The sequence below is a fragment of the Nonomuraea sp. NPDC001636 genome (genome assembly GCF_040298265.1).
GTDB lineage: Bacteria > Actinomycetota > Actinomycetes > Streptosporangiales > Streptosporangiaceae > Nonomuraea.
In genome coordinates, this window is the sequence record NZ_JBEOZT010000049.1 from 1 (window position 1) to 24,530 (window position 24,530).

Annotated in this window: 19 protein-coding genes and 3 pseudogenes; 10 read left to right on the forward strand and 12 right to left on the reverse strand. The window is 67.9% G+C overall.

Features of this window, described 5'->3' with window-relative positions; translation table 11 throughout:
• Nucleotides 1–233: 233 nt before the first annotated feature.
• Entirely contained in the window at nucleotides 234–1,724 is a 1,491-nt protein-coding gene (locus ABT158_RS47985; protein WP_352365643.1) for a hypothetical protein, read from the forward strand.
• Nucleotides 1,725–2,719: 995 nt separating this feature from the next.
• On the opposite strand, the pseudogene ABT158_RS47990 reads toward ABT158_RS47985, so the two are convergent.
• Nucleotides 2,720–3,657: pseudogene (locus ABT158_RS47990) on the reverse strand (IS3 family transposase); the annotation flags it as partial.
• Nucleotides 3,658–3,731: 74 nt separating this feature from the next.
• Between ABT158_RS47990 and ABT158_RS47995 the strand changes: the two are divergent.
• The gene (locus ABT158_RS47995; protein ID WP_352365645.1) at nucleotides 3,732–4,250 is read left to right on the forward strand and encodes a hypothetical protein; all 519 of its coding nucleotides are present in this window, start codon (nucleotides 3,732–3,734) and stop codon (nucleotides 4,248–4,250) included.
• Between the two features lie 184 nt (nucleotides 4,251–4,434).
• Here ABT158_RS47995 and ABT158_RS48000 read toward each other — a convergent pair whose 3' ends face one another.
• Together ABT158_RS48000 and ABT158_RS48005 are read right to left on the reverse strand one after the other, a co-directional pair.
• Nucleotides 4,435–4,686, reverse strand: a complete 252-nt coding sequence (locus tag ABT158_RS48000) for a hypothetical protein (RefSeq protein WP_352365647.1) — start codon at nucleotides 4,684–4,686, stop codon at nucleotides 4,435–4,437.
• 209 nt (nucleotides 4,687–4,895) lie between these two features.
• Nucleotides 4,896–6,269 (reverse strand): cytochrome P450, encoded by a 1,374-nt coding sequence (locus ABT158_RS48005; RefSeq protein WP_352365649.1) that lies wholly within the window; start codon nucleotides 6,267–6,269, stop codon nucleotides 4,896–4,898.
• 456 nt (nucleotides 6,270–6,725) lie between these two features.
• Here ABT158_RS48005 and ABT158_RS48010 point away from each other — a divergent pair, with 456 nt between their 5' ends.
• Nucleotides 6,726–7,070: a YciI family protein gene (locus tag ABT158_RS48010; RefSeq protein ID WP_352365650.1), complete on the forward strand. Its 345-nt coding sequence runs from the start codon at nucleotides 6,726–6,728 to the stop codon at nucleotides 7,068–7,070.
• Nucleotides 7,067–7,864, forward strand: coding sequence for a hypothetical protein (locus ABT158_RS51390; RefSeq protein ID WP_502911630.1), 798 nt, complete (start codon nucleotides 7,067–7,069; stop codon nucleotides 7,862–7,864). Before ABT158_RS48010 ends, ABT158_RS51390 begins: the two co-directional genes overlap by 4 nt.
• A gap of 554 nt (nucleotides 7,865–8,418) precedes the next feature.
• Here ABT158_RS51390 and ABT158_RS48020 read toward each other — a convergent pair.
• The 6 genes from ABT158_RS48020 to ABT158_RS48045 are packed head-to-tail and all read right to left on the reverse strand — an operon-like array spanning nucleotide 8,419 to nucleotide 14,023.
• Complete coding sequence (locus tag ABT158_RS48020) at nucleotides 8,419–9,360, reverse strand: nucleoside hydrolase (RefSeq protein ID WP_352365652.1); 942 nt, start codon at nucleotides 9,358–9,360, stop codon at nucleotides 8,419–8,421.
• Nucleotide 9,361: 1 nt separating this feature from the next.
• Nucleotides 9,362–10,111 carry a glutamine amidotransferase gene (locus tag ABT158_RS48025; RefSeq protein ID WP_352365654.1) on the reverse strand — a complete coding sequence of 250 codons (750 nt, stop codon included), beginning with the start codon at nucleotides 10,109–10,111 and terminating at the stop codon, nucleotides 9,362–9,364.
• A gap of 33 nt (nucleotides 10,112–10,144) precedes the next feature.
• Nucleotides 10,145–11,212 (reverse strand): phosphotriesterase family protein, encoded by a 1,068-nt coding sequence (locus ABT158_RS48030; protein ID WP_352365656.1) that lies wholly within the window; start codon nucleotides 11,210–11,212, stop codon nucleotides 10,145–10,147.
• A gap of 23 nt (nucleotides 11,213–11,235) precedes the next feature.
• Nucleotides 11,236–12,249, reverse strand: a complete 1,014-nt coding sequence (locus ABT158_RS48035; protein ID WP_352365658.1) for an ABC transporter permease — start codon at nucleotides 12,247–12,249, stop codon at nucleotides 11,236–11,238.
• Nucleotides 12,246–12,986, reverse strand: coding sequence for an ATP-binding cassette domain-containing protein (locus tag ABT158_RS48040; RefSeq protein WP_352365660.1), 741 nt, complete (start codon nucleotides 12,984–12,986; stop codon nucleotides 12,246–12,248). Before ABT158_RS48040 ends, ABT158_RS48035 begins: the two co-directional genes overlap by 4 nt.
• 56 nt (nucleotides 12,987–13,042) lie before the next feature.
• A complete protein-coding gene (locus tag ABT158_RS48045) occupies nucleotides 13,043–14,023 on the reverse strand; it encodes a substrate-binding domain-containing protein (RefSeq protein WP_352365662.1) in 981 nt (326 codons plus the stop codon).
• 204 nt (nucleotides 14,024–14,227) lie between these two features.
• Between ABT158_RS48045 and ABT158_RS48050 the strand changes: the two genes are divergently transcribed.
• The 4 genes and pseudogenes from ABT158_RS48050 to ABT158_RS48065 form a co-directional block, all read left to right on the forward strand.
• Nucleotides 14,228–15,244 (forward strand): LacI family DNA-binding transcriptional regulator, encoded by a 1,017-nt coding sequence (locus ABT158_RS48050; RefSeq protein WP_352365663.1) that lies wholly within the window; start codon nucleotides 14,228–14,230, stop codon nucleotides 15,242–15,244.
• A gap of 17 nt (nucleotides 15,245–15,261) precedes the next feature.
• Nucleotides 15,262–16,350 carry a M20 family metallopeptidase gene (locus ABT158_RS48055; RefSeq protein WP_352365665.1) on the forward strand — a complete coding sequence of 363 codons (1,089 nt, stop codon included), beginning with the start codon at nucleotides 15,262–15,264 and terminating at the stop codon, nucleotides 16,348–16,350.
• A gap of 470 nt (nucleotides 16,351–16,820) precedes the next feature.
• Entirely contained in the window at nucleotides 16,821–18,530 is a 1,710-nt protein-coding gene (locus ABT158_RS48060) for a tetratricopeptide repeat protein (RefSeq protein WP_352365667.1), read from the forward strand.
• A 584-nt stretch (nucleotides 18,531–19,114) separates the two neighbouring features.
• Nucleotides 19,115–19,909, forward strand: a pseudogene (locus ABT158_RS48065) (transposase); the annotation flags it as partial.
• 23 nt (nucleotides 19,910–19,932) lie between these two features.
• Here ABT158_RS48065 and ABT158_RS48070 read toward each other — a convergent pair.
• Nucleotides 19,933–20,526 carry a TetR/AcrR family transcriptional regulator gene (locus ABT158_RS48070; protein WP_352365669.1) on the reverse strand — a complete coding sequence of 198 codons (594 nt, stop codon included), beginning with the start codon at nucleotides 20,524–20,526 and terminating at the stop codon, nucleotides 19,933–19,935.
• A 573-nt stretch (nucleotides 20,527–21,099) separates the two neighbouring features.
• Here ABT158_RS48070 and ABT158_RS48075 point away from each other — a divergent pair.
• On the forward strand, nucleotides 21,100–21,747 hold the full coding sequence (locus tag ABT158_RS48075) for a CatB-related O-acetyltransferase (protein WP_352365671.1): 648 nt from the start codon (nucleotides 21,100–21,102) through the stop codon (nucleotides 21,745–21,747).
• 34 nt (nucleotides 21,748–21,781) lie between these two features.
• Nucleotides 21,782–23,050, forward strand: a complete 1,269-nt coding sequence (locus tag ABT158_RS48080) for an erythromycin esterase family protein (protein WP_352365673.1) — start codon at nucleotides 21,782–21,784, stop codon at nucleotides 23,048–23,050.
• On the opposite strand, the pseudogene ABT158_RS48085 reads toward ABT158_RS48080, so the two are convergent.
• Together ABT158_RS48085 and ABT158_RS48090 are read right to left on the reverse strand one after the other, a co-directional pair.
• Nucleotides 23,046–23,168, reverse strand: a pseudogene (locus ABT158_RS48085) (DNA-binding response regulator); the annotation flags it as partial. The gene ABT158_RS48080 and the pseudogene ABT158_RS48085 overlap by 5 nt on opposite strands.
• A 344-nt stretch (nucleotides 23,169–23,512) precedes the next feature.
• The gene (locus tag ABT158_RS48090; protein WP_352365710.1) at nucleotides 23,513–24,370 is read right to left on the reverse strand and encodes an MFS transporter; all 858 of its coding nucleotides are present in this window, start codon (nucleotides 24,368–24,370) and stop codon (nucleotides 23,513–23,515) included.
• Between the last annotated feature and the right edge of the window lie 160 nt (nucleotides 24,371–24,530).

Here is a 24,530-nt window from a genome sequence, read left to right on the forward strand (position 1 = left end):
CAGAGGAGTTCGAGGGTCTCTACTACGCTCAACACCACCCCAACGAACCCATCGCAATCAACCGCTGAGGTCTCCATCAAATTCGGGGCGATTCACTAGAGTCTCTCAATCTCCGTAGTGCTGCCTCCGAGGCAAAGCGTCTATTCATTGCTGGAGATCCTCTGGCGCCAGCCGCCTACGCGGATCTGGCGAATCGTTTACGTGAAGCAAACTTCGCCCCGCATGCAGAGCTGATGCTGAGTGGTCAAGTTGAGGCTCTGAACGCCAGTGGCCAGACAGATGAAGCCATTCGACTGAGTGTCGATCTGGCTTGGGACCATCTCGACCGTGTACGCCCCTGGGAAGCGCATTTTGTACTGCCGACCGACCTCGATCGTAAGGGGAGTACGGCGGTCGTCAATGAAGAATCACGGCGAGTACTGAGCGCCGCAGACGCTGCCGTGTGGGTTGCAAAGGGAGGCGATCTGGATATTTATGTGCCGAAATTCGATGCCCTTTTGGCCGATGATTACAATAAGGTTAGAGCGGCGGTCTTTCTTTGCGAAGAAGCCATCGCTGAGAGTAGGCTGGATATTGTCCGTGAACGTGCTGTGGTCCTTGAGTCACTTGTGAACAGGTCCTCGTCAATCATGGACGAGCAATTGCGGGTATTGGTAGTACGCCTTCAGATGTGCCTTGCTGACGTCAGCGGCGAATGGGAAGACCTCGTTCGGCAGGTGCACCGAGCGCAGCCTCGTCGAGTGCTGGCTTGGCTATATGCTAGGTACGCTCGGTATCTCGCACTTTCTGGGGATGGGGCCGGGTCCCAACATTTCTATCTAGAGGCGATCGAGCGTGCTTCGGCAGAGAAGCTGTTCGATGAAGCTGCTGATTGGCTTTATGCACTAAGAACCGTGCGTTTCTGGTTTGATGTTAGCGCTGGCGATCCACAACATCCGATCGCGCAAGCTCTGCGGCCGCACGCCAAACCAAGCGCCCTTCCCGGGTCTCCCCATACGTCAGAGTTGGCACTCAAGGTTGCGCACGATTACGACAGGCCGCACGAGGCGGTTCAAATGGCCCAACGATGGCGATGGCAAGCTTACGTTCGGGCACAGCTAACAGACGAGCTTCATGCGGAGAAGATTCTGGGTGTTTTGCTCGAGCAGCAGGGGGATGCGCTAGGTGCGGCATCCTGTTACATACGTTCAGGGGACGCAAAGCGTGCGAAATCTGCCGCGAATTCTTTTCCCGAAGAGCCTGCTCACGTGTCTAGCTCCATCCATGTTGCTGTGCCAACCAGTCGAGCTGCTGCATATGCTGTCGTGGCCACGGTATCTGATTTGCTAACTGATGAAGACGTGAAATTGTGGGCAGATAAGGCGCTGGAGGAGATATCGCAGGACGTGGAGGGCTTCCGTTCCATCGACCCGTCGCCGTATGTTTATGCGTTCGATCTCCTCGAATCAGTGGCCGATGTCTTAGACGATCACCGAGCGATGCGTGCGATCCAGCAAATTGAGTCGTTGTTCGCAACCCCAACAGCACGGCTTCGACAGGCCGATAGACAGGTCGTGAACACACTATTGTCCTTTGCTGAACGGGGACATGAGATAGCATTGACCCTCCTTGTCCAACCGCTGCTTACGGATCAACGAATGGCCGAGCTGATCTGTGTCGGTATCAAAAGGGGGAAAAGGTTATGCGGAGCCGCTGAGTCGTCTTCTGTCCTCGGTCGCTCCTGAGAGTCGTCCTGCATGCTTAGCATTGATTCGCGCTGGAGCGGATAGTAATCCTGCCCTGGCTCTGGCCCGTCGGGCGGTTGAGCGACAATTGATGCCTAAATGTGAGGATGCTGGTAAGGATACTCGGCATTGGGACGCTCCTGATGATGCGATTCTCGCATCTATTCTTGATCCGGAGAGTCGAAATGGGTTCGCAACAACATTGCTGCATCGCGCCATGAATCAAGAATATTCTTATCAGGACCGAGCTTCAGATGTCGCTGCTCTGCGCATCCTCGGGCCCTATTTGGATATAGAGGTAAAAGGGCGATGCCTTTCTGGCCTATTGGAGCTTGTGCATGGTTCACACTGCACGGCTCCGACTCGTGAGGGAGCGCGTAACCTCCTTCCTGTTAAAGCCCTGCAATGTGCGGCGGAATTTGGGCCAGATGCAAATCGGTCGCGGGAGATACAAGATTTGGCTCTAGCCAAACTGGGGGAGAATGGTGAGGATTTCCAGTGGAGCATGGCTCGTGTGCTGACGAAATTGCCGCATGGGGACTGCTCCCTCCATCCGGGTCAGTGCGCCAGTCATCCTTATCCCGCGATACGAGCACTGGCTGCGTATCGGTGGGGAGCGGATTCAGCATCGCTCGCGGATGAGGTGGCCCTCAAGTTGGCAAGCGATGGAGACTTCAGAGTGAGACGAGAACTTGCCAACTCCATCGCGAAGGCAGAGGCTCTAGAACCGGGCCGGGCGCAAGTACGGGAACTTCTGAGGAGGGATCCGCGCAGGAGCATTCGCGCCCGGATGGGTCGGTGAAGGGCGCACGTTCGACGCGTTGTTGTCTGCACGCTTGAGGATGTTTCGCTGTGTCCTGCCCCGTGGGGGAGGAGGCAACTGCGTGACGAACTGAGTGACGGCCGTCATTGACGATCTCGTACGCCGACGGACGTCGGCGATCCTTCGGTGCAGATCAGTGCATCTTCATGCCAGGTCGGCACTGCGGTCGAGTTGCCTCGTTGTCGGTGTGAAACACCGCGCCGCACAGGCCGCCGCCGCGGGTGTGCGCCGCGGCCTGCAGCGCGTCGACGACGAGCTCGGTGCGCATGTGATCAGCGATCGACCAGCCTGCCAGCCGACGCGAACACAGATCCACGACCGTGGCCAGGTAGAGGAACCGGCCACCGCTGACGGGCAGATAGGTGATGTCGCCGACGTAGCGGGTGTTCGGTCGCTCGGCGGTGAAGTCGCGCTGGAGCAGGTCCGGCACCGGTGCCGCGTCCGGTTCCGGGATGGTGGTGCGGACCTTCTTCCGTAGCCGTAGCCCGGTGATGCCGTGCTCGCGCATCACCCGTTCCACCCGCTTGTGATTGACCACGATTCCGGCCGTGCGCAACTCGGCCGTCATCCGGGGCGAGCCGTAGGTACCGTCATGCTCGGCGTGGATCCGCCGCATCCGTGCAGCCAACTGCTCATCGGCCTGTTGGCGGGCCAGCCGCGCCGCGGCGCCCTTCAACCATCGGTAGAAGCCCGAGCGCGACACCTGCAGCATCCGGCACAACCGCTTCACGCCGTAGAGCGCTTTGTGATCCTCGACGAACTGAAAGCGGTTCACCAGTTCGTCTCGCCCGCGAAAAGCTTGGCCGCCTTACGCAGAATGTCCCGCTCCTGCTCCAGCTCCCGAATCCGGGCCCTGAGCTGCTTGTTCTCCTCTTCCAACACGTCGTCCGAGGGTAGGTGCCCGGCCAAGGTGTCCTTGCCGGGTCCGACCCGGCCGGCCACTCGTTGCCCGCCTTCACCCCGGGCCTGCGCGGCTCGTACCCACACCCGCAGCGTCTCGCGGCTGACCCCGAGATCCCGCGCGATCGACGTGATCGTCCGGTCCGGCCTCGACAGCACCAGCGCCACCGCGTCGGCCTTGAACTCGGGCGGGTAGTTCTTCATCACCATCAGTGACATCTCTTCCCCTGGACCTCGAGATCCAGTCTCCAAGGTGTCCACGTTCAAGGGGAAAGGCCCGTCGAATGGATCTTTCGCTGCTGGTCAACGTCTTCGCCCTGGTGCTCTCTGTGCTGGCACTCGTCGTGTCGTCGATCACCGCTCTTAAGCAGTACGCCATGATGCGGCACGCGAACGAAGTCCCCATTCTGGTCGATCTCATGCAAGAGTTCAGAACTGACGAATTTCAGCAGTCGGAAACATACGTCATCGAGCGTCTCGCGGCGGAGCATGATCCGGACCTCGGCTGTTCAAGGCTGCCCGATGAACCGAGGCTCGCCGTGAACGCAGTAACTGCCTTCTTCAGCGGATTCGGGGCGTTGGTGGCGATGAGGATGGCCGACGACGCGCTCGTCGTCCCGCTGATCGGCTACCGCGCGAACCGCGCGTGGATCGCGCTGGAGCCCTTCATCCGTCGCGAGCGTGAACTGAGAGGCCCCAACGACGGGGTTCGGTACCTACTTCGAGGACCTGGTGTGTCGTGTACGGGAACGGACACCGTTGGACAGCGGCTACGGTCTGCGATTGAAGAAGCTCCCCTCTGATCCGACCACGTCGTGTCCTGGCCGTTCGACCGAACTGCCGCCCCAAGCGTGCCAAGCCAAAGCAACTCCGGACGGAGGCGTCGCCGCCGCAGGGTGAGCGCGCCGAAGGCGGGACTTCCCCAGACGATATGCGGCTGCGCGCTCACCGGCAGCGCCCTTGCGCCCAGTGACCCGGTCTTGAGGTTCAGGCGCAGTAGCGGCAGATGATCTGATGGAGGTCCTGGTTCACCTGAACCGGCTTGGCGTCCTGGCTCCAGACCTTGATCCACTCCTCCAGCGCGGCCTTGAGCGCGTCCAGAGAGCAGAAGTTGCCCCGCTTCAGACAGCGGCGTTCCAGCTCGGCGAACCAGCGCTCGACCTGGCTGATCCTTGAGGAGTAGGTCGGGGCGAGGTGCAACGTCAAGCGCGGATGGGCCACCAGCCAGGCGTGCAACATCGCTGTGCAGCGCGCCCTGGAGAAGGCCGGCTTCACCAGGGAAGGCGCTGCGCGGCTGCGGGTTCCGCGCGGGCGCGTGGCGCGACAGCGTGCTCTACAGCGTGATCCGCTCCGACCTTCCCGAGCTTGTGTGATCGTCTTCAGTGCGTCCGTGGACTCCACCGCCACGAGTACGCGCGCTCGCCCCTGAAGGGGACGGGGCCATCGCCCTATCCCCGGGTCGGTGCGGGGCTCCGGTCGGCCAGCCGCAAGGTGAGGCCGTGGGGTTCCAGGTGCATCCGCGGCCTCGGGCGTACGGGGGCGGGGCAGGGTTGCAGGCGCCAGGATCGGGTGATGTGGGCCAGGGACAACGTCAGGTCCATGAAGGCCAGTTCATAGCCGATGCATTTGGATTCCCCCGCTCCGAAGGGCAGCCAGCCCTTGGTCCGGTGCGGGTCGCGTCCGTCCCATCTGTGCGGGTCGAAATTGTTCGGGGACGGGAACAGGTCGGGCCGGTGATGCAGCACGTACGGGCTCAGCAGCACCTGCGCGCCGGCCGGGATGCGGCAGGAGCCGATCGCGGTGTCGGCGACGGCCACCCGCGTGAAGATCCAACTGGCGACTCGCCTTCGCAGGACCTCGGCGACGACGCCTCGGGTGAGGGGAAGCTGGTCCATCACCTCGGCGGCCGAGCGCCCCTGGTCGAGCAGGGTGATGGCGTGCGCCTCGCCGGCCACTTCGGTATCCAGGGCGGGATCCTGGGAGAGTTGGTGCAGGGCCCATGCCTGGCTGAGGGCTGTTGTGGTGATGCCGCCGAGAAGCACGGTCATGGCCGTGTCACGTACTTCCCGGTCGCTGAGCCGGTCGTCCTCCGGGTGGGTGGTGAACATGGACATCAGGTCGCCGTGGTCGATGCCGTCGCGGCGGTAGGCGATGATCTCCTCTTGGAGGAAGCGCAGCAGCCGTGCTTCGCTCTTGCGGTAGCGGCGGTTCCGAGCCGTGGGCAGGCGGTTCAGGCCGGGGGCGATCATCCGCAGGATGGTCTGGTGATCGATGAAGTCGGTGACGGCCTGCCGCAGTCCGGCGATCTCGGGGCCGAATTCGCGGCGGCGGAACATGGTCGCCAGGGTGGTACGGGTGGCCAGCGACCGCAGCTGGGGCAGCACGTCGAGGATCTGTCCGGGGCGCCAGGTGGAGGTGAAGGCGTCGAGCTGGGCTTGGATGGTACGGGCGTAGCCGGTCATCCGGCTGGTGGCGAAGGCGGGCTGGGCCAGGCGGCGCAGTCGTTTGTGCTGGGCCAGGGGGCAGGTGGCCATGCCGTCGCCGATGATGGAGCGCATGTTCTCGTAGAAGGTGCCGCCCTTGTCGAAGGCGTGGTCGGGGTTCCTGAGCACGTGCTGGGCGGCCTCGGGCGAGCACACCACGTACGTCGGTGTCCGGCCGAACCGCAGCTCCACCACGTCGCCGAGGTGGGGCAGCGCCGCCAGCAGCCCCAGCGGGTCGGCGAGCAGGGCTTTCATGTGCCCGACCAGTGGCCGGCCGCCCGGTGCCCGGGGTGGCGTGTCGAGGTGTTCCGGTAGCTTCTTGTCCTCGGCGAGTGTCATGGGTGCCCCCTCCATTGCCCGGTTGGCGGCCTACGGGTACGCCCGCCGTCTGCACGCCGGCGAGCAACGGTTTCTTATGGCACGCGTACGAACGCCACGCTGCCGACCTGGTCCGCCGGGTCCGGCAGAGCCTGACGGCTGCCGCTGGCGGTGGCGTTGCTACCGAGAAGGCCTGCTTTGTGGGGCATCACCACTCCTTGAGATCCAACTGCCACCAAAAGTAACGGCACCGGAATGGACGGGGAAGTGCCACCCGTACGGCGGCCAGATGGCGGAGTGGTCACGTTCCCGTATCCCCGCAGCCGGCGACGAGACACCGCCATGCAGCGCTTGCTCACCGTTCACGATGTGAACTGCCGCGTTCAGCTCCTGCGTTCGACCAGCTGGCGGCCGGTCGACGGTGTGATCACCGGCGACCCGCCGGGCGGGCCGCCCAAGGACGAGCGTGTGAAGTAGATGCTGCTGATCTGCAGCAACCCCGCCGCCCAGCAGGCCGTCGCCGACGGGTTCGACAAAGTGATGGCCGAGGTCGACGCGCTGATGAAGGAGCTCGACGACAGCGGCGAGCTGGTCGGCGGCCAGGCCCTCGGCGACCTGGCCATCTCCCGCACGGTGACGGTGCGCGACGGCGTGCCCGCCGTCACCGACGGGCGCTTCCTGAAGGCCGAGGAGTACCTGGCCGGCTACCTGATCGTCGACTGCGCGAGCATCGACCGCGCCACCGAGATCGCCGCCCGCTGGCCCGACGCGCGGTTGCGCGCGATGGAGGTGCGGCTCGTCATCGACGAGGTGGCGGAGTGATCGAAGGGCTGCTGCGCGAGCTCGCCCCGCAGGTGCCCGGCGTGCTCGTCCGCCGCTACGAGCAGTTCGACGCCTGCGAGGACGCCGTGCAGGAAGCCCTGCTCGACGCCTCCGTGCAGTGGCTGGACCAGGGCGTGCCGGACAACCCGCGGGCCTGGCTGATCGCGGTCGCCTCGGTCGGGGCGCCGACCGCGCCATTCTCGACACCAGCCCCGCCGAACCGTGGCGGCAACTCACCTACAAGACTTCCTGGTACGGATCCACCCTGGCGGTTCTCGACCGCTGGTATCCGTCCAGCAAGACCCGTCCGGCAGCGGACGCCGGGCAGGGACACAACCTCGCTCACCCGCGGCGGACGGCTGCAGTTCGGCAAGCACGGCATCGGGCGGGCCGATCGGCGCCGCGCTGCCCGCCGGCAAGACCTGGTACAAGCAGTCGCCGGGCTGGACGAGCGGGATGACCGCCATGGAGGGCGACTTCGTCATCTCACGGTGGAGCTCGGCGGTGACCGCGAGCAGGTTGATCGGGTCGTCGGCGTTCACCGCTTGGGCGAGCACTGCGATGCGGTCGCCCTCCATGCCGTCATGAGGTTGACGGTTGGTGGTGCGTCAACCAAAGATGACGACACGCAGGCGCCAGGTCCGGGCCCGGTCCGGCACCTGATCACCCTGGGCGCCGACGCGTCCGCAACGACCAGTCCCGAACGGGCGCGAGCCCCCACCAGGGGGCCACGGTGTGCGCCGAGCGCTGGGGGATCCCGTGTGCTGCTGACACTCTCGTGGCGGATTCACTGACCTTCGATGGCAGAATCCCCTGGCACTCTCGTGGCACTTGGCACAGGCGGGGAAGTGCCGGGTGCGTGCCGGGGTGACCGACACGGCGCCCGCTGAGCCGAGCGTGATGAGCGCGTGCCGCACGCCGCGCTCGAGGAACCAGGCGGCGGCCCGCTCGGCCGACTCGACGTCGATGACTTCCACGCCGGTCAGCGCCCTGATGCTCTCGTCCACCATCTCGGTGCTGAGGTCCGCGTTGGTGAGAGGGGCATGACGATGTCGTTCTCACCCGACGCGTCCACCCTGATGTGCGCGACGCCCGTACGGTTGCCGACGGAGCGGACCTTCGACAACCCAACGCCGTGGGAGCGGAGCGCCGACGAGACGATCCCGCCGAACGGGCCGACGCAGCCGACCGGCCAGGTGGGCGCCCCCGCACGGGCGGCGGCGAGTGAAGGCGGTGACATCCGCGGAGATGCTCCCGACGACGACCCGTGCGGTTCCATGACGTTTCTTCTGTTTCGAACTGTCAACGCTGAGTCGAGCGTCCCCGAAGGGGGCCGGCTCCCCGGCCCTCAGGAGGCCCGACCGAGCGCCTCGATCGCGCCGATCACGAGATCCCAGAACCGGTCGCGGTCCAGCCCGATCCCGACGTTCGCGTTGGGCTCCCAGTCCATCCGCCGGTGGAGGTCGGCCACGGTCGCCCCCCGGGTGTGCGGGCCGTCCAGCTCGATCCGCAGGCCCACCCGCTCGTACGTCAGGACCGTGGGGTCGATCAGGTACGCCACCGTGATCGGGTCGTGCAGCGGCGGCGCCGGGAATCCCCACGTCTCGTGGTAGGTGGACCCGAAGAACGTGAGCAGCTCCACGCAGACGCGGGCGAGCGGGGTGCCGAGCGCCTCGATCCTGGCGAGCACGTCGGCGGTCACCAGCGCCTGGTGGCTGACGTTGAGCCCGACCCACGTCGTCGGCACGCCGCTGCCGAGCACCTCCGCCGCCGCCTCCGGATCGGCGTACACGTTGAACTCCGCGTACGGCGTGTGGTTGCCGCGATCCGTGGAGCCACCCATGATCACGACTTCCCTGATCCGCTCGCGGTCCTCGGGGTGACGGCGGAGCAGCGTGGCGATGTTCGTCAGCGGGCCGATGGCCACCACCGTCACCGGCTCTGCGGCGGCCGCCAGCGTGTCGTGGATGAGGTCCACGCCGTGGCGGGGGTCGAGCGGGACGTTCGGCTCCCCGAACGCCGGGCCGTCCAGGCCGCTCTCCCCGTGCACGTAGTCGCCGATCTCCAGCGGCGCCGCGAGGGGACGGCCGCAGCCGGCGGCGACCGGAACGCCGACGACGCCGGCCAGGCTCAGCATCCGCCGGGCGTTGAGCGCGGTCTTCTCCACCGTCTGGTTCCCCGCGACCGTCGTGACCGCGCGCAGGTCGATCTCCGGGTGGGCCACAGCGAGCAGGATGGCCATGGCGTCGTCGTGTCCGGGGTCGCAGTCGAGGATCACCGGGATCGGCATGTCAGATCTCCTTCGCGAGCCAGCGGACCGCCCGCGTGAACAGGGTGCGGTAGCCGTCCCAGGAGACGAACTCGTCCGGGCACCAGTGCGGCGCGATGTCGGAGGCCCAGGCGAGCGTGCGCCCGGCCCCGGCCTGCCGTACGGCGAGCAGGGGGTCGCCGCCGACGGTCGCAAGCAGCGTCGCGTCCCCGGGCAGCGCGAACCGGTTGTAACCGAGCAGGTCGGGCCACTGGGCGGGGAGTCCGGCCACGATGGGGTGGGCGTCGTCGGCGAGCAGGCCGGGCACGCCCTGCGGGGTCTCGACGCGGTCGTCGTAGCGGGAGATCCGGGCGGGGAGCACCCGTTCGACCGCCGTGCCGGCGAAGGCCGCCTTGGCCTCGAAGCCCTGGAAGCTCAGGTAGCCGCCGGCCATGGCGAGGCCGCCGCCCTGCTCCACCCAGTCGGCCAGCAGGTCGATCCGGTTGACGGTCTTCTCGCTGGACAGCCAGGTGGCCGGGTGCAGCAGGATGCTGTTGACCCCGATGTCGGAGAGCACGACCACGTCGTAGGCGGCCAGCGCCTCGGGCGTGCCGGGGAACAACGCGGGCACGTCGTGCGCGGGCAGGTGGTCGACCTCGATGCCGTCGGCGACCAGGACGTCCCGCAGCGGATCGATTCCGGTGTGGTAGGTGGTCGAGGTGAACGCGTCGAAGCCCTTGTAGTGGGTCGACACGCTCACCCACGACTCACCGGCGACCAGCACGCGGGTCATGAAAATCGTCTCCTTCTCTCTCTGTGTGTGTGATCAGTGGCCGCGCGCGGCGGCGAGGAAGAGCTCGCGCGGGTTGCCCGCGAGCATCCGGGTGGTGTCGTCGGCGGTCAGCCCGTGCCGGTGCAGGCGCGGGACGAAGTGGGTGAGGACGTGGGCGTAGCCGGTGCCGCCGTGGCGGACGAGCATGGTCTTCAGGAACACGTCCTGGGAGAGCAGGATCCGGTGCCCGAGCCCGGCGCGGACCAGCCAGGCCACCGCGGCGGCGTTCTCCTCGTCGCACGGGGACTGGCCCTCGCCCGGATAGAGGTAGTCCATGCCGCACATGTCGTAGCCGAGGTAGGCGCCGCGCAGGGCGAGGGACACCTGGTAGTGGCGGTCCGCCCCGCTGGGGTTGAGGTGCGAGAGCACGGTGCCGGCGAGCAGGCCGCCCTCCTCGGCTATGACGTCGAGCACGCGGTGGCCGTGCCGCACCCAGCCGGGGAGGTGGACCGAGAGCGGCACGCCGGTCCGGGCCTGCGCCCGGGCCGCGCCGCGCAGCACCTTCTCCTCCTCGGCGGTGAAGTCCGGCGAGACGCCGATCTCGCCGATCACACCCGCGCGGACGCCGTCCACGCCCCCACCGGCGCCCCCACCAGCGCCCCCGCCGACGCCTTCGGTCAGGTCGCGCTCGATCTCGTCGGCGACGTCCGTCGCGGTCATCGAGCGGACCCGGGCCGGATGGGTCTTCTCCAGGTAGAAACCGCAGCCCATGACAATGTTCAGACCGGTGGCTCGGGCGATCGCGACCAGCTCGGCGGGCGCCCGCCCGATCCCCTCGGGGGTCACCTCGAGCAGCGTGCGCCCGCCGCGCCCGGCGAACCTGCGTACCTCCTCGATCGCGGTCCCCGTGTCGTCCAGCGACACGTTGTCGCGGGAGAGGTACGGGTCGTGGCGAAGCCTGCCGAGGAACTCCGTCCGTACGGGCTCGCGGGCGATCAGCTCGCCCTCGGCGTCGCCCTCGGGCGCGGGGTGCCAGGCGAGAGCGCCGTCGTTGCGCAGGTGCTCGTGGCACAGCGTGATCCCGAGGTCGTCGGGGGACACCGGGCCGAGCACGGTCGTCACGGCGGGAGTCCGGGCTGAGGACGTCATTTTCGTATCGCTCCGAACTTCGCCCACACCTTGCTGTTGGCGAAGATGGCCAGCAGCAGGATGCTGCCCTGGACGATCTGCACGTAGAACGGCGAGACGTGCAGCAGCACCAGGCCGTTGGCGATCACGCCGAGCGTGAGCGCGCCGAGGATCGTGCCGAGCATGCTCGCCCGGCCGCCGAAGAGGCTGGTGCCGCCGAGCACGACGGCCGTGATGACCTCCAGCTCGAAGCCGGACCCGGCGTTGGACGAGCCGGAGCTGAGGCGGGTGGCGATCAGCACGCCCGCGACCGCCGCCGCCACGCCGGTCAGCACGTAGACCGTCAGACCGACCTTCCGCGTGTTCACGCCGGTGCGGCGCAGCGACTCGCCGTTGGAGCCGAGGCCGATGACATAGCGGCCGAACGGCGTCCGGGTGAGGACGAGCCAGCCGACGAGCGCGACGACCACGGCGAGGATGGCCGGGACGGGCACCCCGGCGATGCGGCCCTGGCCGATCTGGACGATCCAAAGGTCTCCGCTGATGGGGGTCGAGTATCCCTCGGTGGCGCGCAGCGCCGTACCCCGCATGATCGACAACATCGCGAGCGTGACGATGAACGGCGGGATGTTCTGGTAGGAGGAGAACCACCCGTTCACGAACCCGATCAGCGCGCCGAGCGCGAGGATCGCGACCAGGGCGAGGGTGGGGCTCCACCCGTGCTGCAGCACGATCGCGAGCAGCGACCCGGACAGCGCGACCGTGGAGCCGACCGACAGGTCGATGCCGGAGGTGCTGATCACGAACGTCATCGCGGTCGCGACGATCAGCGTGGGGGCCATCTGCCGCAACAGGTTGAACAGGTTGCCCGTCGTGGCGAACCGGTCGGCGGAGAACGCGAAGAAGATCAGTAGGGCCACCAGCACGACCGCGATCGCGATCGTCTGCGCATGCCGGCCGATGTGGGCGTTGGCCCGGGCCGACCTGGTGGTGACGACCCGCTGGCTGGTTCCGGTCCCGGTGGCGGTCACCGTCGGCTCCCCTCCTTCTCTCCCTCGTCGTGAGCGACGATCTCGGACACGAGCCGTTCGAGGCTGGTGCTCCGGGCGTCCAGGTCGGCCCTGAGCGTGCCTTCGTACATGACGCACAGCCGGTCGCAGACCCGGAAGAGGTCCTGCAGGCGGTGCGTGATGAGGATCACTGAGACGCCTTGGGCCGAGACGGTCTTGATCAGTTCGAGGACGGTCTCGACCTCGGCGACGGCGAGCGCCGCCGTCGGCTCGTCGAGGATGAGCAACTTGGGCCCGAAGGTCACCGCCCGGGCGATGGCGACCGCCTGCCGCTGGCCGCCGGACAGCCCTCCGACGGGGATGTCGGTCAGCGGAATCCGGATGTTCAGGGCGTCCAGGTGGCGCCGGGCGTCGGCGTGCATCTTGCGTACGTCGAGCATCATCCCGCCGGCCTTACGCGGCTCCCTGCCGAGGAACAGGTTCCCGGCCACGTCGATGTCGTCGCAGAGCGCGAGGTCCTGGTAGACCATCTCGATGCCCAGCTCGCGGGCGTCTTTCGGGCTGGCGAAGGCGACCGGCCGGCCGTCGAAGACGATCTCGCCGGAGTCCGGCACGACGGCGCCGGCCAGCACCTTCATGAGGGTGGACTTGCCGGCCGCGTTGTCGCCGACGAGCCCCACCACCTCTCCAGGGCCGACGCGCAGCGTCACGCCGCGCAGCGCGTCGACCATTCCGTAGCGCTTGCGGATGTCGCGCATGACCACTCGATCAACGCGACCCGGCTCTTGGTCCGTCATGTGAATCCCTTCGCCGCTTACTTGAAGGTGGCGCGGTACGGGTCGACGTTGTCCTTGGTCACGATCGTCACGGGCACGTCGATCTTCTTCTTCGCCTGGGCGCCGCCGACCAGGGCCTTGGCCTCCTTGACAGCTTCGTAGCCCTCGGTCTTCGGGTCTTGCTGGACCACCCCGGCGACGAACCCCTCGTCGATGCCGTTGATGGCCTCCTTGGTCAGGTCCCAGCCGAAGACCTTGACCCGGTCGGCCGCGTTCTGCGACTTCACCGCGGCGACCGTGCCGAGCAGGGCCGGCTCGCCCGTGGCGTACACGATGTTCATGTCGGAGCGGGAGGTGAGCAGGTTCTCCGCAGCCGCCATCGCGGTCTCCTGCTTGTTCTGCCCGTCGACGGTCTGCACGATCTTGGCGTCGGCGCCCTCGACGGTCTTGTTGAAGTCGTCCTTGCGGATGTTCTGGATGAAGGAGTTCAGCGCGCCCACAACGCCGATCTTCGGTGCGGTCAGGCCCTGGGCCTGTGCCCACTTGTTGACGAAGTCGCCCGCCTGCCGGGCCGCCGCGGCGTTGTCCACGCCCACCTGGGTGTCCACAGCGGGCGAGTCGACGATCGCGTCCACGGCGACGACCTTCAGCCCGGCGTCCTTGGCGATCTTCACGGCGGGCTTGATGCCCTCGACGTCGATGGCGACCACGATGACCGCGTCGAACTGCTGCTGGACGAAGTTGTCGACGGCCTCGTTCTGCTTGGCCGCGTCGTCGTTGGCGTTGAAGATCGTGAGATCGACGTTCGCCTCCTTCGCCGCCTGCTGGGCGCCGGCGTTCATCTCGTTGAAGAAGATCGCCTGCTGGTTGATCTGGACGAGCCCGACCCGCGGCCGGTCCCCGCCGGAGCCCCCGGAAGAGCCGGAGTCGCCTGAACCGCCACAGGCCGCCGACAGCAGTCCGGTGGCCAGGATCGTCGTCGCCGCTGTCAGGCGGATGAACCTCGTGGATCGTGCCATGAGAGATGAGCCTTTCGGGGGGGCGGGAAGGAATGAGATCGATTGGGTAATCGATTACCCGGGTTTCGGGCATGCTAGTTCGCCTAAAAAGGCACGTCAAGGGTGCGTTTTCCCCGCAGAACCTCTAGTGTTGCCCGTGATCCTGGCCGCGACACGCTCGGCAAGGTCGATTGATAGTAAAGATCAAGGGAAATCGATTACACGATGGGCGTGACGATTCACGACGTGGCACGAGCGGCCGGCGTCTCCGTGGCCTCGGCCTCCCGTGCCCTCTCGGGGCGGCGCAAGGTCACGCCCGAGGTCGCCGAGCGGGTGGCGCGCGCCGTCGCCGAACTCGGTTACCAGCCGAACGCGGTCGCTAAAGCGCTGCGCGACCAGACCACCGGCACCATCGGCATGGTCGTCCCAGGCATCAGCAACCCGTTCTTCACCACGATCGTCGAGGCCGTGGAGCGCGAGCTGCAGAAATCCGGCACCGACCTGCTGCTGTGCGCGTCCCAGTACAGTCCACAGGTGGAGGCCCGGAGGCTGGCGACGCTGCTGGCCCGGCGGGTGGACGGACTGATCATCAGCCCGTGCGACATCGAGGCCAGCGTCCCCGCGGTGCTGGACGCGGCCCGCCGGGTGCCGCTGGTGCAGGTCGACCGTCACATCGAGGGCGGCGGGGCCGACTGGGTGGGCGTGGACGACGAGGCCGGGGTCACCCTGGCGGCCGAGCACGTGATCGCGGGCGGGGCCCGCTCGGTGTCCTTCGCGGGCAGCCGGCTGGTGAACTCCTCCGCCCGCTTGCGGCTCAGCGGGTTCGAACGTACCGTGGCGCGGGCCGGCGTGGAGGTCCTGCCGCCGATGCTGGGTGAGTTCACCGTCGAATGGGGCGTCGAGGCTGGGCGAAGGCTGCTCGACGCCGGCCGGCTGCCGGACGCGGTCGTCTGCGCGAACGACGAGATCGCCGTGGGCCTGGTGCGGTCGCTGCGGCTCGCCGGGGTGCACGTCCCCGAGGATGTGGCCGTGGTGGGGTTCGACGACGTGGGACACGCGACGATGTGCGACCCGCCGCTCAGCACCGTGCGCCAGCCGGTGGAGGAGATGGCGGCGGAGGCCGTACGCCTGCTCGGCCAGGTCAAGGCGGGCGACCCCCGGCCCGCACAGCGCATCGCCATCGCTCCCAGGCTCGTCGTACGGCAGACCAGCCGACCGGTGACGGCCGGCGTCGCGGATTAAGTGACGAAGGAGGCATCGTGAACGAGGCGGTTGAACTGACGCGCGAGCTGATCAGGATTGACTCGGTGGGCGGGGGCGAGGCTGCGATGGCCGATCCGCTCGCGAGACGGCTGTCGAAGGCCGGTTTCGCGGTGCGCACGCACGAGTACGCGCCCGGCCGCACCGGACTGGTCGCCCGCTGGGGGACGGGCGAGCCGGTGACGCTGACCGGGCACCTCGACACGGTGCCGCTGGGCGGGCAGGCCTGGCGGCACGCACCGCACGACGCGGAGATCGACGGCGATCGCCTGTACGGGCGCGGTTCGAGCGATATGAAGGCCGGCGTCGCCGCGCTGGTGATAGCCGCCGAGCGGCACGTGCGCCGCACCGGGCCGAAGGCCGACCTGGAGTTGGTCTTCACCGTGGGCGAGGAGACCGGCTGCGAGGGTGCGGTCGGCATGGTGGCCGAGGGGCTGGTGGGCAGGTCGCGTGCCCTGCTCGTGGCCGAGCCGACAGCCAACCGGGTGCTGCTCGGGCACAAGGGCGCGCTCTGGCTGGAGGCGACCACGCGAGGCACGACGGCGCACGGCTCGATGCCGCATTTGGGTGACAACGCGATCTACAAACTCGCCCGCGTGATCGGCGTCGTCGAGAAGTTCGATCCCGGGGTGCCGGAACACCCCTGGCTCGGTCCGTGCACGGTGAACGTGGGAACCGTGCGCGGCGGGATCAACGTGAACTCCGTGCCCGACCTGGCCGCCGTGACCATCGACCTACGCACTGTCGCCGGTCAGGACCACGGACGACTTCGCGAGCGGTTGCAGGCCGCGCTCGGCGGCGAGGCGACCCTCGGCGTGCTCGTGGACCTGCCCGCGATCTGGACGGACCCCGACGATCCCTTCGTCCGGGCCCTGGTCGAGGCGGGAGCGGGTGCGCCCGGCGACCGCCCGGCCGCCAGCTACTTCACCGACGCCTCGATCCTCACCGCCGCCTGTGGCGGGGCGCCCACGGTCGTGTGCGGCCCGGGTGAGCCCGAGCAGGCGCACGTCACTGACGAGTACTGCACGGTCTACCGCATCGAGGAGGCTGTCGAGATCTACACCGCCGCCCTTGCGCGGTTCGCCTGATCGTATGACGGCTATGAGCCTGCCGATAATGTCATCCGGCCAGGTCATGGCCTTGCTGAGAACCGTCCCGGACCCGGTCACGGACCCGAAGCGAATCGTCGACCTGAACATACGTTGGTGGGACCGGCTCGGCGGTGGTCTCCATCAAATTCGGGGCGATTCAGCCGGACCGCGGGCCGGAGGCTTGAGCGGTGGTTCTGGGGCACCCGGCCCCGCGCTTGCTGAAAGTTACGTTCATACAGGTCAAGCCGCATGTGGATGCTCGTGAAAGGTTCCGTCGAGCTGGTCTTGCCGACACACGTTCAGACCGGTGATCCGCTCCGGCTTGGGCGCAGGCCTGATGTCTCCGTCCAATGGAGTTAATTTGAGACTCGGGCCCTCTAATGGGCGCTTCTTGGAACTTTCGTCGCACGTAAGGAGTCGTTCTTGTAAGTGATCAAGTCTTTGGGGGAAGAGTGGGATCTGCCGGCGTGAGGGCGGGGAAGGCGGCGGCGCGTGGGGAGGAACACCGGCTGGCAGGGCGCTACGAAGCGGCTGTCCAGGAGTTCACCAGGGCCATTCGTCTCGTGCCCGGCTACATCTACGCGCTCGGTTCGCGCGGACTGGCGTTCAGCGCCATGGGAGACGTCGAGGCCGCGCTCGCCGACTTCGGCCGGGCCGTGGAGCTGGATCCCGGCAACGGCTGGCTCTACGCCGAACGAGCACGTACGTTGACCGACGCCGACCGCGAGCAGGAGGCGCTGGCCGACTACGACAGGCTGATCGAGCTCTTCCCGGACGACGGCGGAGCCCACGCCGCCCGCGGCGATCTGCTCTGGCACGACCCGGAGTCAGCGGTCGACGCCTACAGCAGAGCGATCGAGCTCGAACCCGACGACAGCTTCATGGCACTGATCGGGCGGGCCACCCTCTACCGGCTGGACGAACGCCTGGAGGAGGCGCTGGCCGATCTCGACAGGGCCGCCGAACTGGACGCCGACGTGCCGTACATGTTCCTGGAGCGCGGCCGGGTCAACCGGCGGCTGAAGAGGAATGAGCAGGCACTGGCGGACCTGGACCGGGCGATCGAGCTCGACCCGGACAACAGCGGCTCCTACACCGAGCGCGGGTGGGTCAAGTGCGATCTCGGACGGGTCGAGGAAGCGCTGGCCGACGTGAACGTGGCACTGGCCGCGACCCCCGACGACGGTGAAAGTCTCGAACTGCGTGGCATCCTGCACAGGCTCGCGGGCCGGCCCGCGGCGGCGGTGGCCGACCTGGACCGGGCGATCGAGCTGAATCCCGATGCACTGCTGGCCGTCATGGTCCGCGGCCAGGCCCACCAGGCGCTCCAACTGCCCGACGCCGCGTACGCCGACTTCAGCAGGGCCATCGAACTCGGGCTCGACAGCGCTGACACCTATGTCAGCCGTGGTGAGGCGGCGCTGCAGCGTCACATGCTGGAGGACGCGCGCGCCGACGCCGGGCTGGCATTGGAACGCGACCCAGATCACCTCGACGCCCTGGTCCTGCGCCTGCACGCCAACTGGATGCTCGGCAGGCTGTTCGATGCGCACGGCGACCTGATGAGAGCCGACCGGCTCGCGCCGGACTCCTCTGTCGTCGCCCACCGCATCGCGGAGATCAGGCCCATCCTGGACGGCCATCTCGAAGGCGCCCTCATGACGTCCTTCGCCGAGATGGTCGCTGACTCCGCGCGGGAGCTCATGGCGGCCGGGAGCGCTGCCGGGGAGACCCGCAGGACGGAAGTGGCCGAGTTCGCGGACATGGTGTTCGTGCTGATCGATGCGGACGAGCCAGACGTAGGGGACGCAGCGATGGTGGAGGCGCGGCTGGCACGCGACCCTGGTGACTCCTTCGCGCTGGCGGTGCGGGCAATCCTGCACCGGTCCGCGAGCCGCCACGACGCCGCGCTGGCCGATCTCGACGCGATCCTGCGGGCCGATCCCGGCGCCTGGTGGACGGCGGTGCTGCGGCGCACGGTGCCCTCCGGTGACGGTTCGCGGGAGGAGGACAGCGATCTCGTCTGGGCGTACCGGCTCGCGGGGCTCGGGCTTTCACCCAGCGCCGAGGTGGTCTGCGCGATGGCCGCGACCGACGGCGCCGAACTGCTGCGAACGGTGTTCCCCATCAGCGCACGTACGATGCTCGACATCATGGAGGACCCGCGGGGGTGGTGACAGCGGACGCCGCAGATCCGCAGCGTGTCCCACCGGATCCCCGGCCCCGCCTGCGGGCCGATCTGATCGTTCGAGAATTCTCGCACTGTCATCGTGCGAAAATTGTCGAACGATTGAAGGTGGTTCCGTTGGCGCCGGCGGCAACGCGCAGGTGCTGCTCGGCAGAGCGGCCGAGGCAACCGGGAACGGGCGTTCACCGCCCCCCGGCCTGACCAGTGGGTCTACATCACGACACGCAGACAGGGCGTCTGGAAGGCCGCCCCAGGCGAGGTGCAGTCCCCACGGATCCCGACGCGCTGCTGGACTGGATGTACGCCAACATAGGAGATCTACACAATAGCGAGGAGGACCGGCGCAACCGGGCCTACCGGCTGCTCGGCTCATTGCTCGCACAAAACCTGGTGCCCCCGGCACAGGAGGCGGCCGTCTACCGGGCCCTGGCCAAGATTCCGGGGGTGACGGTGAACCCAGGCACGGTCGACGTCGAAGGGCGTCCTTCGGTGGCGGTGGCCCGTGTCGAGGACGGCTGGGTGAGCCACGAACTGCTGCTCGATCGCTCGCTGCGCTGGGACAAGACCGGCCCGCCGCCAAAGGAAGGGGTACGGTCCTCCACCACACGCGAGCGCTGGCAGCAGGTCCACGCCCTGCTCGACCAAGGTGTCGGGCTGCTGGAATGTGCCCGCCGCCCGGGTCTGGCGCTCAACACCGTGAAACGCTACGCCCGGGTCAGCCAACCCGAACGGCTGGTGCGCGTGCCGAAGTACCGGCCCACGCTCGTCGACCCGTTCCGCGACCATCTGCGCCGGCGCCGGGCCGAAGATCCCGCTGTGCCGGTCCAGCACCTCCTCGCCGAGATCAAGGAACTCGGCTACACCGGCAGCCAGAACCTGCTCTACCGCTACATCAACCAAGGCCGTGTCGAATGCGACCGGCCCGCGATCTCGCCCAAGCGTCTGGCCGGCCTTCTTCTCACCGAACCGGGCAAGCTCGCCAGCCATCACGGCGAGCGACTGGATGCCGCCATCGCCGCCTGCCACGAGATGGCCATGCTCGCCGGCCTCGTCCGGGACTTCGCCGCCCTCCTCGAACCCCAGGAGGGCAACGACGAGCGACTGACCGCCTGGATCGACCAAGCGCGTCAAGTCGACCTGCCCCACCTGCACGCCTTCACCCGCGGCCTGGACTACGACCAGGCCGCTGTCAACGCCGCCCTCACCCTCTCGTACCACAACGGCGGCCCCGAAGGCGTCACCACCAGAACGAAAATGATCAAAAGGCAGATGTACGGGCGAGCGGGCTTTACGCTTCTCCGCCACCGCATCCTGCTCGGCCAACCACTGTCCGTCACCACCGAAAGTGGGCCAGACCCCCTGGAGTGATACCCCCGACAGAGTTGTTGTTCTTAAACCCCCGAGGACGTCGGAGTCAGGCCAGAGAGGGCAAGATTCACCAGTACGGCGATGCGGTGGTCGTCGGGGATGCGCCGGGTGAGCAGCCAGCGGTGGTAGATGGGGCCGTACAGCAGCTCGATGATGAGGTCGGGTGCGGCCTCGGCGCGGAGCTGGCCTTGCTGCTGGGCGCGGCGGATGCGGTCGGTGGCGGCGGCAGACAGCGGACCGATGAGGCGCTCCCAGAGGGCGTCGGCGACATCGGGATCATGCTGCGCTTCACCGATCAGCGCGCGGTAGTGCGGTCCGGTGCGGGGATCGGCCAGGAGACGCGCGCCGGCGGAGATCTGAGCGATCAGATCGGCCCGGATGTCGCCGGTGTCAGGGAAGGCGGCGTCCACGGTGAGGGTGGAGAGCAGGGCGTCCATCAGGACGGCCGCCTTGGATGGCCACCACCGGTAGATGGTGTTCTTGCCGACTCCTGCCCGAGTGGCGATGCCCTCGATGCTGAGCTTGCGGTAGCCGGATTCTGCGCACAGTTCCAGGGCGGCGCGCATGACGGCCTGGGCGGCTTCCGGGCTGCGGCGGTCAGGGCGTCTGTCAGCCATGGACAGAGCCTACCTTAGGCGGCACGGAACGCTCCGTGTTGACGGAGCCCTAGGCGTCCATTACCGTTTCTGGCGAAACGGAACGATCCGTGCCGCCTAATGCGTGAAGCGGCAGGGCCGATGCGGCCCCTGAGCAGCGGAGCTGGGAACGTGTACGGGAGGAGCATCGATGAAACTCGCTGTCACGACGTTGGTCTCGTTCGACGGCGTGATACAGAGCCCGGGCGGCCCGACCGAGGCCCGCTCCGGCGGGGTTTGGCCTCGCCGGAGGGGAAGATCAACGAACTGGCCACGTATGTGACCTCGTCCTCGCTCACCCGATCCGAGTGGAAGAACTCGCGCCTACTGCACGGGACGCGGTGGCCGAGCTCAGGTCCCGGTCCGGCCGGGAGTTGCAGGTCCAGGGCAGACCTGCCGGTACGCCGGAAGCCCGCTCGCGGCACCTTGACCGTTGGCGCCGGCGGAAAGGAACAGGGCACCCACGTGAGGGTGAATGAGCCGGGGTCGATGCGGCGTCGCCGGACCGACCTCCTGTACCAGACCCATGTCGCGACAGCGAAGGATGTGAAATCGATGCCGATCACGCTCCCGAATCCGGCCGTGCTGCACCCGATGCCCGGCCAGCCCAGGCTCGTGCTGTTGAAGCCACTGGTCACCTCGCCGCTGATCGAAGTCGGCGAGTTCTCCTACTACGACGACCCCGATGATCCGACCGCCTTCGAGACCCGCAACGTGCTGTACCACTACGGGCCGGAGAAGCTGGTCATCGGCAGGTTCTGCGCGCTCGGTGAGGGGGTGCGGTTCATCATGAACGGCGCCAACCACCGCATGGACGGCCCCTCCACGTTCCCGTTCCCGATCATGGGCGGGTCGTGGGCCGAGCACTTCGACCTCATCACCGGCCTGCCCGGTCGGGGTGACACCGTGGTGGGCAACGACGTCTGGTTCGGCTACCGGTCCATGGTGATGCCGGGTGTCCGCATCGGCCACGGGGCGATCATCGCCTCCGGCGCCGTCGTGGTCGACGACGTGCCCGACTACGCCATCGTGGGCGGGAACCCGGCGAAGGTCATCCGCCGCCGCCACAGTGATGCCGACGTCGACCGGCTGCTGGAGCTGGCCTGGTGGGACTGGCCGATCGACCACCTCACCGAGCACGTCCGCGCGGTCATGTCCGGGTCCGTCGACGAGCTGGAGAAGATCGCGCCGCACCTGCCGTAGCCGGCCCGCCGCATCGAGAGAATGGAGCTGACGCATGCCTGACACCTCCCGCCGTACCCCGTTCGCCGACTGGCTGGGCGGCAACGCCGTATCACTGAAACACCTCGACCCCGACGCACCGCTGGACGACCTGGAGCCGCTGCGCGCGATCGTCGGCGACGTGCGCGTCGTCGCGATCGGCGAGAACTCGCACTTCATCACCGAGTTCGCGCAGCTGCGCGAGCGGATCCTGCGCTTCCTCGTCGAGCGCTGCGGCTTCACGACCCTGGCCTTCGAGTACGGCTTCAGCGAGGGTTTCGCGCTCGACGCCTGGGCCCGGGGTGAAGGCGGCGACGGCGACCTGCGTGACCACCTGGCCGGGAGCATCCCGGTCGGCGTCGACGGGCCGCTGCGCTACCTGCGACGACACAATGCCACCGCCACCACACCGGTGCGCTTCACCGGCATCGACGTCCCGGCCGCCGGCGGTTCCCTGCTGCCCGCGCTGGAGCCGGTCGCCGACTACCTGCGCAAAGTCGACCCGGAGACGCTGCCGGTGGCCGAGGAGGCGATCAGGATCGCCGCGTCGTTCGCCGGTTCCTCCGCGGCGTCGGCCGCCCCGGCCTGGACGCGGCTGCCCGCCGCGGAACAGGACGCGCTGAGCGCGGCGCTGTCACGGCTGCTTGTCCGCTTCCGCGCCGTGGAGGCGCTGTACCTCTCCCGTGGTGAGCAGCGCGACTACGACGTCGCGCTGCGCCGCCTGGAAGCGGCGAGCCACGCAGACTACGGCTTCCGCGTCATGGCCAAGCTGTACGCAGGCACCGGGATGACCGCCGACACCTCGGCCCGCGACAGCTTCATGGCCGGATCCGTCCTGTGGCACCTGGAACGGTCCGCCCCCGGCACCCGGGTCGTCCTCGTCGCGCACAACGCCCACATCCAGCGGGAACCGGTCTTCTTCGACGGGCACCTGACCGGCTACCCGATGGGCCACTACCTGCGCCGCGCCCTCGGCGACGACTACCTAGCGTTGGGCCTGACCAGCGTCGCCGGGCACACGGCCGACATGCGCCTCGACGAGGAGGCCGCCTTCGGCTTCGCCGTCGACAACACCCCGCTGCAGCCGCCGGAGCAGGGCAGCGTCGAAGCGGGCTTCCACGACGCGGGCCTCGGGCTCGGTCTCGCGGACCTGCGCCGCGCCCGCCAGGAGCTTCCTGCGGGCCCTGACCGTACCCGGATCCAGAGCGCCTACCTGCACACCCCGGTCCTTGACGCCTTCAGCGCGATGATCAGCACCCCGATCTCCACGGTTGCCGATCTCTGACGGTTCGAGCGCCGTCGCCCGCCTCGGCCACCACGGTGATGTCGGGCTCGGAGGCGAGCAGAGCCTTGAACCCGGCTCGGATCAGTGGCTGGTCATCGGCCGGCAGGACGTGGATCACGCTTGCTCTCCTTCGGGCACCGGCAGAACCCCTTCCATGCGGAATCCACCACCAGGACGCGGCCAGGCCTGAGCACGCCGCAGGGGTCGGACACGCGCGATGCCGTCGAGGATGGACGGGGCGGGCGGAGCCCCCGCTGAATGGATGGCGTCGGTAACACCTGCCCAGGGGGGCGATGAAGCCCGTGGCTCACGATCTCAACACGCCAGTGCTGGTGTGGCTTATACCAGAAATCGTGCGGTCGCCGAGGTGGCCATCAAGGAGGTTGCACTCCTGGATTGGCTTGCGTTCCAGCGCACGCGCGACTTCGGTGCGGCTCCCGCGCATCCCGGGCCAGTCATGCGCTACAGCGCGGGCTTGGGGAGGTTGCGCGTGCTGATGAGGGGCAACACGAGCGCGACGGCGATCACGGCCAGGCCCGCAGAGCAGTACAGCACGGTCGAGGCGCCGGAGGCGATGGCGGCTTCGGCAGGGGCGGCGGCGCCGGCGGTGCGGCTGGTGTAGACGGCGCCCAGTACGGCGGTGCCGATGCCGGCTCCGATGGAGGCGAGGCTGGTGATCGTTCCGGCGACCATGCCCGCCCTGGCTTTGTCGGTGACGTTCATGGCGACCGCCATGACCGGCGCTCCGGCGATGCCGCCGCCGATCCCCCAGATGAGCAGGGGAAGGGTCAGGAACCATGGCGAGACTGTGGGCGTGAAGGCCAGCGCCAGCGTGGCGGCGCCGACGGCCTTGCAGATGTAGCCGCCGGCGATGACATGGCCGGGGACGAATCGGCTGAAAAGCTTGCCTCCGAGAAGCCCGGCCGCCATCTGGGCGACGAAGACCGGCGTCAGCAGCAGGCCGGTTTGGGTGGGGTTCAGCTGAAGGGAGCCCTGAAAGTACTGCACGAAGTAGACCATGCCGCCGCCGGTCAGGACCCGGGACATGAAGACCGCGATGGCTGCGCCGGTGAAGGCAGGCTTGCGGAACAGGGCGAGGTCGAGAATGGGTGTACTGACCCGGGATTGGAGCACGACGAGAGCGGCGAACAGCGCGGCCGCGATCGTGAGCGTTGTCAGCGTCGCCGCCGAGCCCCGGCCCTGATCCTCGCCGCGCAGCAGCGCCAGGTTGCCCATCGCGAGAGCGGCGATCAGCAGTGCGGTGCCGGTCCAGTCGATGCGGCCGCGCTGATCAGCGCCGCAAGCGTCGGCGGGCAGGATCCGCCTGGAGAGGAGGAACGCGACGACGCTCCCGGCGAGCCGAAGACCGGCAACGGCATCGCCGCCGTGACCGGCCTGCTGCCGAAGTAGGTCAGCCTCAGGGAGACCCTCCTGACAAACGCCGGCGGCCGCCGGTCCGCCGGCTCGCCGGGAGCGGGAA